We start from the raw sequence: 13,811 nt of genomic DNA on the forward strand, positions 1-13,811 counted from the left end.
GTTTACGACCTCAAACCGCTCCTGCAGTCCTACAGGGAACCCCGTGGGGCCACCCACTCGGTAACCTGTCCCGTGACGGCCGCGATCGTGTCAAAATCCGCAGCGTAGTGGAGAACGGTCAGGTTCGAGGCCTCAGCAACGGCGGCAATAATCAGGTCAGCGATCGGCACCCGGTGCTGCGCCCGGCCGGCGAGCAGTCCCTGCACTGTGATGGCCCGTTGGAAGATCGCTTCCGTGAGTGGCACGTGACGGTACGCCAGGGTACGCCGGGCCCGCGCTCGCCCGTGCTCCTCGCCATTGCGAGTGGAATAGAGAACTTCAAGGTCGATGATGGCGCAGGTCGTCGCCTGGCCCGCCTCGATGACCGGCGTGAGTCGTGCGTGGACCCGGGGATGGGCCATGCGGGCCAGCGCGCTCTTGTCGATGAGATAAGGCACTCGCGTTCGACCCGGCCTGGTTCAGGAACGCCAGGCGCCGGCCATGACCTTCTCGTTCGACAGTTCGAGCCCGTCCATCGTCGTCAGGGCCTCGATCTCCTCGCGTCGCGCCTCCCGCCGCAGGACTTCACGCAAGGCGGAGTCGATCGTCTCCTTGATGGAAGACGTCCCAAGGAGGATCCGCACTTGCTCGATGAGCCCGTCGTCGATTTCGACGCTGGTTTTTCTCACTCGGTCACTCGCTGGTCACCGCGGGAAGATATACAACCCACGACGATTGATATGTCCATCCCAAGAACGTCAAGATATCATGCGGTCTCGCGTCGTCCCTCAGGGGGTGTCGTCGGCCGGTCCTCTACGGGGCGCCGCGCTCGTGGACGACGCGGCCACCGACGATCGTGTACAGCGCCTCGGCCTCGAGGAGCCGCGCGGGATCGTTCCGGCCGGCCTCGATCAGATCCACGTCGAACACGGCGATGTCCGCCAGCCTGCCCGGCGTCAGCGTTCCCTTCACGTCCTCCTCGAACGAGGCCCACGCCGGGTTCCGCGTGTAGGCCTCGATCGCCTCCTCGATCGTCAGCCGCTGCTCCGGGAACCACCCCTCGGCCGGCTCGCCCGCGAGCGTCTGCCGGCTCACCGCCGCGTACAGTCCGTACCGCGGATGGAGGAAGTAGCGGGCCGCGTTCGTCCCGGGACTGTCGCTCCCGAACACGAGCACCGCCCCCGCGTCCTTCAGCGACCGGAACGCGTAGGCACCGCGGGACCGCCCGCCGATCCTCTCCTCCATCCAGCGCATGTCGTCCGAGATGTGGTACGGGTTCACCTCCGCCACGAGGTTGAGCTCGCCGAAACGGTGGAAGTCCGCCTCCTCCACGACCTGCGCGTGGATCATCCGCCACCTGTGGTCCGCTTCGATCATGTCGTGCTCGCTCAACACGGTCTCAAACAGGTCGAGCAGGATCTTCACGGCCTTGTCTCCGATCGCGTGGATGTGGGGCGGGAGTCCCGTGGGCACCGCCTCCTCCATGAGCCGCTGGAGGTTCCCCTTCGGGAACTCGGCGTAGTTCTGGTCGCGGGTCAGGGAGAGGGCGAGGCCGTCGATGCCCTCGGGAAGCATGATCTGACGCACGATCCCGAAGTTGCCGGGCGCATGGTCGTACTGCTCGTAGAACATCGCACTGGAGCCGCCCATGATCCCGTCGACCCACGCCTTGTAGCCGATGAAGCGGAGCCAGTCGTCGCCGAAGCCGCGGGTGATCCCGAGCCCGCCGGTGTGCGTCACGTTGTCGAGCGAGGGACGGATGTTGATGCGGGCGGTGAGTTCGCCGCGGGCGTGCAGTTCCTGGTAGGCGCGGAACTGCTCGGAGGAGGTGATGTCCTGGATCGTCGTGACGCCGCCCTCGCGGGCCTCCTGCAGCACGGCGCGGATCTCGGTGAGACGCTGCTCGAACGACTTGGGCGTGATGGCGGCGCGGACGAGGTCGACGGCGGAGCCCCAGAGGATGCCCGTGACCCGGCCGTCCTCGTCCTTCGCAATCCTCCCGCGCGGGGGGTCCGGTGTGGCGTCGGTGATGCCCGCCATCTCGAGCGCGAGGCTGTTCGCGAGGTACATCGAACGGTCGAAGCGGTTGACGAGGACAGGGTGATTCGGGGTCACGTCGTCGATGAGGTCGCGGTGCGGCGTGAACGGCCCGCCGGCACCCGCATCGCCGGCCTCCGCGGCGCCGTCCTCGCCCTCGCGGCCGGTCGACCCCACCTCCCACTCCTCGTACGCGCCCCAGTCGCCGCGCGTGATCCAGCTGCCGGGCGCCAGGCGTTCGGCCGCGCGCGCGATCTCCTCGCGGAACCCTTCCGGCTCGTGGACCTCGAGCAAGTTGACGCCCACGATGAGCGCACCCGTGCTCTCGACGTGGACGTGGCCATCGTTGAAGCCGGGCGAGACGAAGGCGCCATCCAGGTCGATGACCCGCGTGTCCGGGCCCACCAGCGCCTGCGCCTGTGCGTTCGACCCGACGAGGGCGATGTGCTCGCCACGGACCGCGATCGCCTCCGCGGCGGGCCGAGCCTCGTCGAGCGTGTACACGTCTCCGTTCAGGAGGACGAGATCCGCCGGCTCGCCGGGACCGCTTCCGCCGCACGCCGCCGCGAATACCGTCGCCGCGCCGAAGACCAGGGTCCGGGCGCAGCAGACGCGGCGCACCGGGGGATGGATCGCAGACATTCGCACCTCCGCTTCGCTGGGCCGCGCCTGTCCTCAACGGTCTGGCAGCCCGTGGCTGCCAGTGACGATAGGTCCGATCCCGGCGCCTTTCCACTGCGGCTGTTTCCCATCCCGTTTTCGGCCACGTTCCCGCGGGAACGTCTTGAGCCGCGCCCGCGCGCGGATCGCCGACCCTCTCGGCAGGGGGCGATGTCCCTTGTACCTTCCGTGTCCGGCCTGAAAGGCACCGGCGTGACGCAGTGGTCCCTGAAAGGGAGGCCCGGCTTGTCCGATCGCGAAACGAAGGCCGACGACGGATTGAATCCGGAGGATTTCACCCTCCCGTCGCTCAGGCCGCGCGATCTGCTCGCTCATTTCGGCCCCGGGCTGATCCTCATGATGACGGGGATCGGAACGAGTCACGTCGTGACGGCGCCGACTGCCGGGGGCCGGTTCGCCTACGCCCTCCTCTGGTGCCTGCCCGTCGCCTACATCTTCAAGTACTACGGCTTCGAGATGGCCTTCCGGTTCACCAATGCCACCGGGAAGAGTCTGCTCGAGGCCTATGCCACGGCACGCTGGAAGTGGCCGCTCTGGTACGTGATGGTGACGACGCTCATCCAGTGCGCCATCGGTCAGGCGGGGCGTCTGATCGCCGCGGCGGCCGTCGTCTACTACCTGTTCAGCGAATACCTGGGCCTTCCCATTCCGCTCGAAGCGTACGCGGCCCTGCTCGGCGTGCTCTCCGTGGGCATCATCCTCCGGGGCAGTTACAAGGCCGTGGAGAACACCACGAAGGCGCTTGCGGGCGTCCTCGTCCTCTCATCGGTCGCGGTCTACATCGTCCAGCCGGCGCCGCTCGCCGAAATGGGGAACTTCTTCCTCTTCGAGATCCCCGATGGGTCGTGGCTCGTGATCGCGGGCTTCCTCGGCCTCCTGCCGACCGGCATCGATGTCTCGCTGCAGGCGTCGGAGTGGGGGAAGGCGAAGCGCGCGGGCATGAGCAAGGTCCGGCCCCACCTCGAGGCGACCGGCGTCGCACCCCGCTTCGACCCCTTCACCTCGCCCGCCTCCGACCTCGCGGTCGATACGGCGCGGCTGTCCCCGCACGCGCGGGAGTACTGCCGGCGCTGGTTCCGGATCGGGCTCTGGGACTTCCGGACCGGCCACATCATCTCCTTCGTGCTGGCGGCGATCTTCGTCCTTCTCGCCGCGGTGTGGCTCTATCCGAGTCCGATCGAGGGACGCGCCGTCATGGGAGAGATCGCGGGCATCTTCACGCTCAGCGTGGGACCGTGGATGATGATGATCTTCATCCTCGGCGCGCTCGCGGCCACGTACTCCACCGCCTTCAACTACTTCGACGGATGGCCCCGCATCGTCGGCGCCTGTTGCCGGAACCTCTTCCGCACGACGGCGCGCCTGCACGGGATATCATCCGAGGATCGAGCCGATCCGGAGCGGCGGCGGACCTGGAACTCCGAGTACAACATCTATCGGATGACGATGTTCTACTCGCTCATCGCCTCCGTCCTCTACATCGCGTTCGACCCGCGCCCCGTGTTTCTCGTGCTCGTGGCTTCGGCGCTCGCCTTCTTCGTCGCGCCCGTCATCTACTTCTTCAACCTCTATTTCTGCCTCAAGGTGATCCCGAAGGAGGACGAACTCTTCTACCCGTCCTGGTTCGCACGCTGGTTCGGGGGGTTGAGCCTGTTCATCTTCACGGGCCTCAGCGTGATCCTGATCTTCGCGCGCGTGTTCCGGATCCCCCTCTTCGGCGCCTGACTCAACCGTCGCCCTCGGGCCGCCCGGCCCGCCGCCGCCGATCATCCTCCTCCGCCGCTCGCGACATGCCCGTCGCGACGAGTCCGGCGGGCACCGCCACGATTCCCATCCCGCACAGCAATATGATGAACGTGAAGATTCTGCCTCCGACCGTGACCGGGTACGCATCTCCGTAGCCCACGGTCGTCAGCGTGACGACCGCCCACCACAGGCTGTGGAACACGGATTCGAACTTCTCGGGCTGGGCCTCGTGTTCGAAGTGATGGATGCCGAGCGCCGCGATATACAGCAGGACCAGCGTGGCGAAGAGGAACACCAGCGCCTCGTTGCGCGCGTACTTCACGGCGTTCATCAGTCTCGTGACGGCCGTGCTGTATCGCGCGATCTCGAAGAGCCGGAAGACGCGGAGCAACCGCAGGCCGCGCACCGCCCGGAGGTCGATGCCGACGGACAGGAGCGAGAGGTAGAACGGAAGAATGGCGACGAGGTCGACGATTCCATAGAAGCTGCGGATGAAGGACCACTTGTGCTCCGCCGCGATGATCCGCAGGGCGTATTCGATCGTGAAGAGCACGACGATGACGATTTCGCAGACGGCGAGCGCCGACTTCCAGGCGGGAGGCAACTGGTGGAGGGTGGACAGCGACATCGCCAGGAGGGAGGCGATGATGAGAAAGAAGACGCTCTTGTCGAACCAGCGACCGGACCCCGCGCCCGAACCCTTCACGACATCGCGTATGCTCATCGGCAACTCCGGGGCCGCTATCCGCGCAGTCGCTGCACGAACCACCAGTAGTGACCTTCGAGGTCCCGGACTTCGTAGCTCCGGTCGGACCAGTAGTCCTCGCCGTAGTCCTGCGTGGCGGGCTCGGTCGTGATCGCGGCGCCGGCGGCCCGCGCCCGCTCGCAGTGAGCGTCCGCGTCGTCCACGTAGACCATGAGCGACTGCGTGTTCGCGCCATCCGCTCCCCGCGGGGACCGTGGGTAGGTTCGGCCCGGCGTGAGCCCGGCCTGCCCAACCATGATGAGTCCGCCGTTCAGGGCGAGCTGGGAATGGACGACCTGTCCCTGTTCGTTCTCGATTCTCTCGCGCACCTCGAACCCGAAGGCGTCCGCGAGCCAATCGATCGCCGCCCCTGCGTCGTCGTAGAACACGGCGGGAGTGATCCTCGGCCAGCCCTTGGGTGGATCGATCATGTGTTCCTCCTGGCGTGTCCCTCCTGACGGGGCGTGGCAAAGCCGCGCCACGCCATGAGCGGGACTTGCACATCGTCAAGCTCCCGAATCTGATGCAGTCTGCAGTTCGGGGCGACAGCCCGCAGCCGTCGGGACGTGCCCGCGGCGCGTGGGATGGTTACGTGAATCGTACGAAAGGCGCACGGATGGGAATCCGCGTCGGCGTGGACGTCGGCGGCACCTTCACGGATGTGGTCCTGCTGGGAGACGACGGGCGCATGGTGGCCCGCAAGGTCTCGTCCACGCCGGAGGACTACAGCCGCGGTATCGCCGAGGGTGTGGCCGCCGCGCTCGCCGACTGCGGAGCCGCCCCGGGCGATGTCACCTCGGTGGTCCACGCCACGACCGTCGCCACCAACACCATCCTCGAGCAGAAGGGCGCGAGGACGGGCCTCATCACGACGCGGGGCTTCCGCGACGTGCTCGAGATGCGGCGGCTGCGCATTCCGGTAATGTACGACCTTCAGTACGAAAAGCCGCCGCCGCTCGTGCCCCGCCACCTGCGCCGGGAGGTGGACGAACGCCTCGGTCCCGACGGGGCCGTGCGCCGGGAGCTGGATCCGGCGAGTCTGGACGCGGCCGTCGCGGAACTGCGGCGCGAGGGGGTGGAGGCGGCGGCGGTGAGCCTGCTCCACGCCTATGCGAACCCCGCCCACGAGCGGGAGGTCGCGGCGCATCTGCGGGAGGCGTTTCCGAACGGCCTCTACATTACCTGCTCTTCCGACATCCTGCCGGAGATCCGGGAGTACGAGCGGACGAGCACCGCCGTCGTGAACGCCTACATCGGACCCGTGGTCCAGCGCTACATGGAGACGCTGCTGGACCGGCTGCGGGAGCTGGGCGTCGACTGTCCGGTGCACATCATGCAGTCGAGCGGCGGCGTCATGTCCGTCGAGGCGGCCGGGCGCAAACCCGCCTGCATGGTGGAATCCGGGCCCGCCGCCGGGGTCATGGCCTGCGCCCGCCTCGCCCGCGGCGCGGGGCTCGACAACTTGATCTCCTTCGACATGGGCGGCACGACGGCCAAGGCGGCCATGGTCGAAGGCGGCCAGGCGGCCAAGACGACCGAGTTCGAGGTGGGCGGCGGCATCAACCTGTCGAGCAAGCTGATCAAGGGCGGCGGCTATCCCGTCAAGCTCCCCTTCGTCGACGTCTCGGAGATCGGTGCGGGGGGCGGCAGCATCTGCCGGGTCGACGGCGTGGGCCACACGAGCGTGGGCCCGCAGAGCGCCGGCGCCGTACCCGGCCCGGTGTGCTACGACCTGGGCGGAGTGGATCCGACGCTTACCGATGCACTGGTCGCCATCGGCTACCTGAACCCGGGTTACCTGGTCGGCGGGAGCCTGCCCCTGAACACGGCGAAGGCGCTTGCCGTCCTCGAGGAGAAGGTGGCCCGGCCGCTGGACCGCCCCGTGGCGGAGGCCGCTCACGGGGTGCTCGCCCTCGCCTGCTCCACCATGACCCGGGCCGTGAAGGCGGTCACGACATACCGCGGACGGGACCCGCGCGATTTCGTGCTTGCGGCCTTCGGCGGCAACGGACCCGTGCTCGGCGTGGAGATCGCCCGCGCGCTGCAGATCCGCCGGGTCCTGGTGCCGCCGGTGCCCGGCGTGTTCAGCGCCCTGGGCCTTCTCTATTCGGATGCCGAGCAGGAGTTCATCCAGACGGTCATGATCCGGGCCGAGGGTGCCGATGCGGACGCGGTGGCCGCCGCCTTCGACAGCCTGGAGGCGGAGGCCCGCGCGGCGATGATCGCCGATGGTTTCCCCGCCGAAGCGGTGACGGTGGAGCGGCTGGCCGACCTGCGCTACGCGGGGCAGGCGTACGAACTCACGGTCCCCGTCGCCCCCGGCACGCCGGACCTCGAGGCCATGGCGCGTGCCTTCGACCGTGAGCACGAGCGCACCTACGGGCATCCATCGGAGGGCGACCCCGTGGACCTGGTGAACGTGAAAGTGCTGGCCCGGGTGGCCGTCGACGCGACCGAGCCGAGCCGCCGACTGCTGCCCGCGCCGCCCGCGACCCTCGGGGCGCCTCGCGACGTCTACTTCGGACCCGCGGACGGCACCCTCGAGACGGCCGTTGTGGCACGCACCGACCTCACGGGGGACTGGCGCGACGGGCCGGTGATCGTGGAGGAGTACGACGCCACCTGCGTGGTGCCACCCAGCTGCCGGGCGCGGCTCGACGCCTTCGGCAACATCGACATCGACGTGGACACCCGCCCATGACCCGCGCGCCCATGAGCCGGAAGATCGATCCCATCACCTTCGAGGTCGTGCGCAACGCGCTCTCGTCGATCGCCGACGAGATGGCGCTCGTCGTCCTGCGGAGCGCCTACTCGCCGGTCGTGCGGGACGCCATGGACTACTCCACGGCCGTCTGCGACCGCCATGGACAGGTCGTCGCACAGGGGCTGACGCTGGCGGTTCAACTCGGTTCCTTCCCGGACGTCATGGAGGTGTTGCTGCGCGAATTCCGCGACGACATGGCCCCCGGGGACATCTTCATCTGCAACGATCCCTACGGCTCGGGCGGCCAACACCTGCCCGACCTCTACGTCATCCAACCCCTCTTCGTCGATGGGGCGGTGCACGGATACGCGGCGACGATGGCTCATCACAGCGACGTCGGCGGCATCGCGCCCGGGAGCGTCGCGATCCACGCGACCGAGATCTACCAGGAGGGCCTGCGGCTGCCGCTGCTCAAGCTCTACGAGGCGGGGGAACCGGACCGGAAGCTGTTCCGCATCATCGAGAAGAACACCCGCTCCCCCGTCCAGGTGCTGGGCGACCTGCGGGCCCAGCTCGCGGCGTGCCGCATCGCGGAGCGGGGATTCGGCCAGCTTGTCGACCGATACGGCGTGACGGAGCTGGAGACCTACCTGGAGGAGCTCCACGACTTCGCCGAAACCCGGATGCGTGCCGAGATCGCGCGCATCCCCGACGGCACCTACCGCTTCGTCGACTGGATCGACGGGGTGGGGGACGACCCGGAACCGCTCCCCATCGCGGTCACGGTGACGGTGGACGGGGACATGATCGCGCTCGACTTCGCGGGCTCGGCCGGTCAGGTCCTGGCCGCGATCAACTGCCCGATGGCCATGGTCCGCTCCGCCGCGTACTGCGCCATCCGCTGTCTGGCCACGGACGACGTCCCCAACTGCGAAGGCTACATGCGCCCGATCCGCATGAGCGCGCCCGCGGGCACGATCGTGAACCCGGTGGAGCCCGCCGCGTGCGCCGCCCGCGGCGTGATCGGCTATCGGGTGTTCGACGCGATCATGGGCGCGATCGCCGAAGCCGTGCCGGAACTCGTCATCGCCGGCTGCGAAGGGGGGCCGACGCTGTTCTCGGTGGGCGGCCACCACGAGGGAAAACCGTTCGTGCTCACCGAAGTCCTCGTCAGTACCTGGGGCGCCCGGGCCGCGCGGGATGGCGTGGAAGGCATCTCCAACCCCGCGGCCAACCTCTCGAACCAGCCGGTCGAGTTGATCGAGGCGGAATTGCCGCTCGAGGTCACCCGGTACGGACTGGTCCCCGATTCCGGCGGCGCCGGCAAACACCGGGGCGGCCTCGCGTCGGTGCGGGAGTTCCGCTTCCTCGCCGAGCGCTCCGAATTCACGATCCGCACCGACCGCCGCGACTACCCGCCGTACGGCATCGCCGGCGGCCATCCCGGCGTACCGTCGGCCAACACGCTGATCGACCGTGACGGCGAGCACGAGGTGCCGACGATGCCCATGAAGAGCTTCATCGCGCGAAGAGGCGACATCTTCCGCATGGTCTCCGCGGGCGGCGGCGGCTACGGCGATCCGCGCGAGCGGGACCCGGTCGCCGTGCTGGGGGACGTTCGGGAGGGGAAGCTGACCCGCGCGGCGGCCCGCGACCTTTACGGCGTCGACATTACAGGCGACTGAGCCGGCCTAAGCCCCTTTTCGCAGCACGGCGCCGGCCCGTTCGCCGGTGAGGGCCCCGTCGCGAAGGGTGACGGTGCCGTTGACCACGACGTGGCGCATGCCCGTCGCGAGCCGGTTGGGTTCGAAGGTGGTGCCGGTGTCGGCAAACGTCTCCGGTTCGAACGCGACGACATCGGCGCGCATGCCCGGCTTGAGCAGACCCCGATCCGGGAGGCCGACGATCTCAGCCGGCAGGCCGCTGAGCCGATACACCGCCTCCTCGGGCGTGAGCCGACCCGTCTCCCGGACCATGAAGCGCCAGAACCAGGAGGCCCACGTGTAGGCGCCCATGAAGGAGGCGCCCGCAAGCGGTCCGGTCAGGGCGAGCGCCGTGGCGTCGGAGGCCGGCACGCAGAGTTCATGGGAGAACACGTCCTCCTGCTGATCCTCCGAATAGGCGCGGAGGAGCACCATGGGAGCCTTTTCAGCGCCGATGCTGTCGAGGAGAAGGTCACAGGCGGCGTCGAGGGCCGTGGTGCCCCGGCGGCGCGCGATCTCCTCGAAATCGAGGCGCGCCATCTCCGGCCAGACCTCGTTGTCCGCGAGGTAAATCCGACCCCAGTCTTCGAGCCCCGTGATGATGGATTTATGGGCACCGATCCGCGCCCGAACTTCAGGCGTCTCAAGCAGTCGTGCCTGGTCCTTCGGGCTCGCGTTCAGCACCTGCGGGGGGAGCATCGCGTAGAGGAAGGTCAGGCCGAAAAGGCGCGTGTGCATGTCGAACGCGATGTCGTCGCCCGCGGCTCTGGCGGCGTCCACAAGGTCGATGCAGCGCTTCGTCTGGTCGGGCCCGCTTCTGGGGGCGAGGTGGGAAACCTGGAGTCGGATGCCCGCGTGGCGGGCAGTGCGAATCGCCTCGGCCACCGCCTCGTCGGCGCGGTCCTCGCGCTCCCGCGTGTGGGTCGCGTAGAAGCCGCCCCGCCGCGCCGCGACCCGGGCGAGTTCCGTGATCTCCGCCTCACCGGCGCCCTGCTCCGGCGCGTACTCCAGACCCGTGGAGTAGCCCCAGGCGCCCGCTTCCAGCCCCTCCTCCAGCAGCCGCGTCATGGCCGCGACTTCGTCGTCCGTCGCCGGACGGCCCTCCAGTCCCAGCGTGGCCAGGCGCAGCTGCCCGTTCGGGACCAGCGTCATGACGTTGACGGCGGGTGCGGCCTCCTCGAGCCGATCCAGATATGCGGCGGGCGTGGACCAGTCCAGCGGCAGGCTGCCGTCGAAGCCGTAGATGATGCGGCTCGACAACTCCGCATCCCTGATCGGAAAGCAGCCATGACCGCAGTTGCCGATGACCTCCGTCGTCACGCCCTGGTGGATGGCGCTGACCGCCCGCGGGTCCACGAGTAGCGTGTAGTCGGAGTGGCTGTGCACGTCGATGAAGCCGGGCGCGACGGCGAGACCGCGGGCGTCCAGCTCGGTGGCCGCTTCCGCCTCGACGGCACCCACGTGGGTAATCCGGCCCTCGTGAACGATCACATCGGCCCTGACCGGCTCCGCCCCCGTGCCGTCGAACACCAGACCGCCGCGAATGACCAGGTCAGGGCTCATGGAATCGGGTCGCTCGTCGTGACGCTCGGGTTCTAGCCCGGAGGGTAGGCATCGGCGATGCGGGCGCGCTGGCGGACCAGGGCGAGGACCACGTCGATCGTGGGAGTGGGGACGTCGACCATGCGCCCCATCTCCTGGACTGCCGTGACGAGGGCGTCGATCTCCATCGGACGACCCTTGTCGAGGTCCTGCAGCATCGAGGTACGGTGCTCGCCCACGGCCGCGATCCCCTCGATTCGCCGCTCGATGTCGATCGAAAAGCGGGCGCCCAGGGCTTCGGCCACGGCCTGTCCTTCGAGCATCATCGCCTTCGCGACCGCGCGCGTGTCGGGGTCTCCGGCTATGGTCCCCAGCGTCCCCAGCGTGAGCGCGCTGATCGGGTTGAAGGCGAGGTTCCCCCACAGCTTCACCCACATCTCGTTCCGGATCCCCCGGACCGGAGCCCGGAAGCCGGCTTCGATCATCGCCTTCGCGAGCCGCCGCACGCGTTCGGTCTTCTCGCCGCTGGGCTCGCCGAGCGTGAACCGGTTGTATTTCAGGTGCCGGATGACGCCGGGTTCCGACACCTCGGTGGCCGCATACACGACGCAGCCGATCACGCGTTCCGGACCGATCCCGTCCCACTGCACGCCGCCGGGGTCGAGGCTCTCGAGGCGGCGGTCCCGCCACGGTCCCTCGAGTTCGTAGAAGTACCACCACGGGAGACCGTTCGTCGCCATGACGACGGCGGTGTCGGGCCCGAGCAGCGGCTGCATCGGCTCCACGATCCAGGGGACGGAATGCGCCTTGAGCGTGACGATCACGTAGTCCTGAGGCCCCGCCTCCGACGGATCGTCCGTGCAGACCGGGTGCGCGACACGCTCCTCGCCGTCGATCAGCAGCCGCACGCCGTGTTGTCGCATCGCCTTCAGGTGGGGGCCGCGCGCGATGAGGGTGACGTCCCGCCCCGCGAGAGAAAGCTGCGCGCCGAGGTATCCCCCGATCGCGCCGGCCCCGTAGATGCAGATCCGCATCAGCCGGCGGCGGTCAGGTCAGGCCGAGCTTCTCGGCCATGCCGATGCGCTGGAGCTTGCCGGTGGGACCCTTGGGGATGTCGTCCATGATGAGAATCTTCCGCGGCACCTTGAAGTCGGCGAGGCGGTCCGCCGCGAACGCCCGGATCTCCTCCGGCGTCGCGGTCATGCCCAGGCGGAGTACCGCCGCGGCCGCGACCTCCTCGCCCAGCTTGGGGTGCGGCACCGCAAACGCCACCACCTGGCGGATCGCGGGATGGTCGAGGATCGCCTCGTCGATCTCGCGCGGCGATATCTTCTCCCCGCCGCGGTTGATGATCTCCTTCAGACGACCCGTGATCCTCAGGTATCCCTCGGCATCCATCACGCCCTCGTCGCCCGTGCGCAACCACCCATCCGTGAACGCCTCGGCGTTCGCCGCGGGGTTGTTCTCGTATCCCCGCGTGACGTTCGCGCCGCGAATCACGATCTCGCCCACTTCGCCCGCCGGCAGGAGCTGCCGGCCCGCCTCGGCCATCACCGACACCTCGGGGCCGGCCGCGACACCCACCGTCCCCGGCTTCCGCACCGCGGGGGGGAGCGGGTTGCTCGTCATCTGGTGTGCGGCCTCGGTCATGGCGTACGACTCGATGACCGGCACGCCGAACGTCGCCTCGAGTTCCGCCATCACCTGCGGCAGGAGGGGAGCCGAGGCCGAGCGGATGAAGCGCAGGCCGGCCCGTTCGATCACGTCCCGATTCCTTGGCGCGCGCACGAGGATCGCCTGGTGCATGGTGGGAACGGCCGAGTAGTAGGTCGGCCGCGCCTCATCAAGCCACGCATAGAAACGAAGCGCGTTGAAACCGGGCGTGGCGAACATCGAGGCGCCAGCGCGGAGCGGGGCGAGGACCGCGGCGATGAGCCCGTGGATGTGGAACAGCGGCATCACGTTCAGACAGCGGTCGGCGGCCGTGAGGCGCAGCGTGTGCGCGACGTTGTGCGCCGAGGCGCACACGTTCCGGTGCGAGAGCGGCACGATCTTGGGCCGGGAGGTCGTCCCGGAGGTGTGCAGGATGAGGGCGACGTCGTCCTCTTCCGCGAGGCCGCCCCGGAGGGCGTTCGCTGCCGGGGTCCCGTTCTCGGGGCCCTCGCTGCCCGACCCGTTCCCGCCGGTGCGCGACCGCGCCAGGTGGAACGTTCCGGCCGGCGCCTCCGGGTCGACGCACAACTCGAGTATCGCGATCCCCCGTTCCACGGCCGCGGCCCGCGCCGGCGAGTCGATCCCGAATTCCAGGATGACCGCCTTCGCGTCGAGATCCGAGAGATAGAACTCGTATTCCGGCTGCCGGTAGACGGGGTTCAGCGGCGCAGCCGTGGCCGCGCACGCCACGGAGACAAAGGCGGAGGCCATCTCGGGCCCGTTGGGGAGGACGATCGCCACCCGATCGTTCCGCCCGATGCCGAACCGGTTAAGGGCGGTCACGGTCTCTTCGACCTGGCGGCGCAGGCCCGTGAAGTCGAGCGGATCGCGGCCGGGGGCGTCGATGGCGGGACTCTCCCCCGAACCGCCCGCGAGCAGTTCCCAGACGGTGACGGTATCCGGCATGGTCAGGTCAGGCCGGCCTGACGTCGCCGGGCTTGGTTGAAGGTTCTCGGCACGG

11 protein-coding genes are annotated in these 13,811 nt (G+C 68.8%); 3 read left to right on the forward strand and 8 right to left on the reverse strand.

Features of this window, described 5'->3' with window-relative positions; all coding sequences use genetic code 11:
* Positions 1-29: 29 nt before the first annotated feature.
* From RN729_RS06075 to RN729_RS06085, 3 genes are all read right to left on the reverse strand, one after another.
* Positions 30-437, reverse strand: coding sequence for a PIN domain nuclease (locus RN729_RS06075; RefSeq protein ID WP_310782786.1), 408 nt, complete (start codon positions 435-437; stop codon positions 30-32).
* A gap of 21 nt (positions 438-458) precedes the next feature.
* Positions 459-668 (reverse strand): type II toxin-antitoxin system VapB family antitoxin, encoded by a 210-nt coding sequence (locus tag RN729_RS06080; RefSeq protein ID WP_310782787.1) that lies wholly within the window; start codon positions 666-668, stop codon positions 459-461.
* Positions 669-792: 124 nt separating this feature from the next.
* Positions 793-2,658 carry an amidohydrolase gene (locus tag RN729_RS06085; protein ID WP_310782788.1) on the reverse strand — a complete coding sequence of 622 codons (1,866 nt, stop codon included), beginning with the start codon at positions 2,656-2,658 and terminating at the stop codon, positions 793-795.
* Positions 2,659-2,922: 264 nt separating this feature from the next.
* Here RN729_RS06085 and RN729_RS06090 point away from each other — a divergent pair, with 264 nt between their 5' ends.
* On the forward strand, positions 2,923-4,422 hold the full coding sequence (locus RN729_RS06090; RefSeq protein ID WP_310782789.1) for an Nramp family divalent metal transporter: 1,500 nt from the start codon (positions 2,923-2,925) through the stop codon (positions 4,420-4,422).
* 1 nt (position 4,423) lies between these two features.
* Here RN729_RS06090 and RN729_RS06095 read toward each other — a convergent pair whose 3' ends face one another.
* Both RN729_RS06095 and RN729_RS06100 read right to left on the reverse strand, forming a co-directional pair.
* On the reverse strand, positions 4,424-5,167 hold the full coding sequence (locus tag RN729_RS06095) for an ion transporter (protein ID WP_310782790.1): 744 nt from the start codon (positions 5,165-5,167) through the stop codon (positions 4,424-4,426).
* 17 nt (positions 5,168-5,184) lie between these two features.
* The gene (locus RN729_RS06100) at positions 5,185-5,619 is read right to left on the reverse strand and encodes a VOC family protein (RefSeq protein WP_310782791.1); all 435 of its coding nucleotides are present in this window, start codon (positions 5,617-5,619) and stop codon (positions 5,185-5,187) included.
* A gap of 161 nt (positions 5,620-5,780) precedes the next feature.
* On the opposite strand from RN729_RS06100, the gene RN729_RS06105 reads away from it, so the two are divergent.
* On the forward strand, positions 5,781-7,889 hold the full coding sequence (locus RN729_RS06105) for a hydantoinase/oxoprolinase family protein (protein WP_310782792.1): 2,109 nt from the start codon (positions 5,781-5,783) through the stop codon (positions 7,887-7,889).
* A complete protein-coding gene (locus RN729_RS06110; RefSeq protein ID WP_310782793.1) occupies positions 7,886-9,577 on the forward strand; it encodes a hydantoinase B/oxoprolinase family protein in 1,692 nt (563 codons plus the stop codon). Before RN729_RS06105 ends, RN729_RS06110 begins: the two co-directional genes overlap by 4 nt.
* 6 nt (positions 9,578-9,583) lie before the next feature.
* On the opposite strand, the gene RN729_RS06115 is transcribed toward RN729_RS06110, so the two are convergent.
* The 3 genes from RN729_RS06115 to RN729_RS06125 are packed head-to-tail and all read right to left on the reverse strand — an operon-like array spanning position 9,584 to position 13,756.
* A complete protein-coding gene (locus RN729_RS06115) occupies positions 9,584-11,158 on the reverse strand; it encodes a D-aminoacylase (protein WP_310782794.1) in 1,575 nt (524 codons plus the stop codon).
* A 32-nt stretch (positions 11,159-11,190) separates the two neighbouring features.
* Positions 11,191-12,171, reverse strand: coding sequence for a 2-dehydropantoate 2-reductase (locus RN729_RS06120; protein WP_310782795.1), 981 nt, complete (start codon positions 12,169-12,171; stop codon positions 11,191-11,193).
* Positions 12,172-12,184: 13 nt separating this feature from the next.
* Positions 12,185-13,756, reverse strand: coding sequence for an acyl--CoA ligase (locus tag RN729_RS06125; protein ID WP_310782796.1), 1,572 nt, complete (start codon positions 13,754-13,756; stop codon positions 12,185-12,187).
* Positions 13,757-13,811 lie beyond the last annotated feature (55 nt).

It is taken from the genome of Candidatus Palauibacter polyketidifaciens (assembly GCF_947581785.1).
GTDB lineage: Bacteria > Gemmatimonadota > Gemmatimonadetes > Palauibacterales > Palauibacteraceae > Palauibacter > Palauibacter polyketidifaciens.

Excerpts from the sequence above, each read along its gene's own strand:
- RN729_RS06085 (WP_310782788.1), bottom strand. The coding sequence starts at position 2,658 with ATGTCTGCGATCCATCCCCCGGTGCGCCGCGTCTGCTGCGCCCGGACC.
- RN729_RS06095 (WP_310782790.1), bottom strand. The coding sequence starts at position 5,167 with ATGAGCATACGCGATGTCGTGAAGGGTTCGGGCGCGGGGTCCGGTCGC.
- RN729_RS06100 (WP_310782791.1), bottom strand. The coding sequence starts at position 5,619 with ATGATCGATCCACCCAAGGGCTGGCCGAGGATCACTCCCGCCGTGTTC.
- RN729_RS06110 (WP_310782793.1), top strand. The coding sequence starts at position 7,886 with ATGACCCGCGCGCCCATGAGCCGGAAGATCGATCCCATCACCTTCGAG.
- RN729_RS06115 (WP_310782794.1), bottom strand. The coding sequence starts at position 11,158 with ATGAGCCCTGACCTGGTCATTCGCGGCGGTCTGGTGTTCGACGGCACG.
- RN729_RS06120 (WP_310782795.1), bottom strand. The coding sequence starts at position 12,171 with ATGCGGATCTGCATCTACGGGGCCGGCGCGATCGGGGGATACCTCGGC.
- RN729_RS06125 (WP_310782796.1), bottom strand. The coding sequence starts at position 13,756 with ATGCCGGATACCGTCACCGTCTGGGAACTGCTCGCGGGCGGTTCGGGG.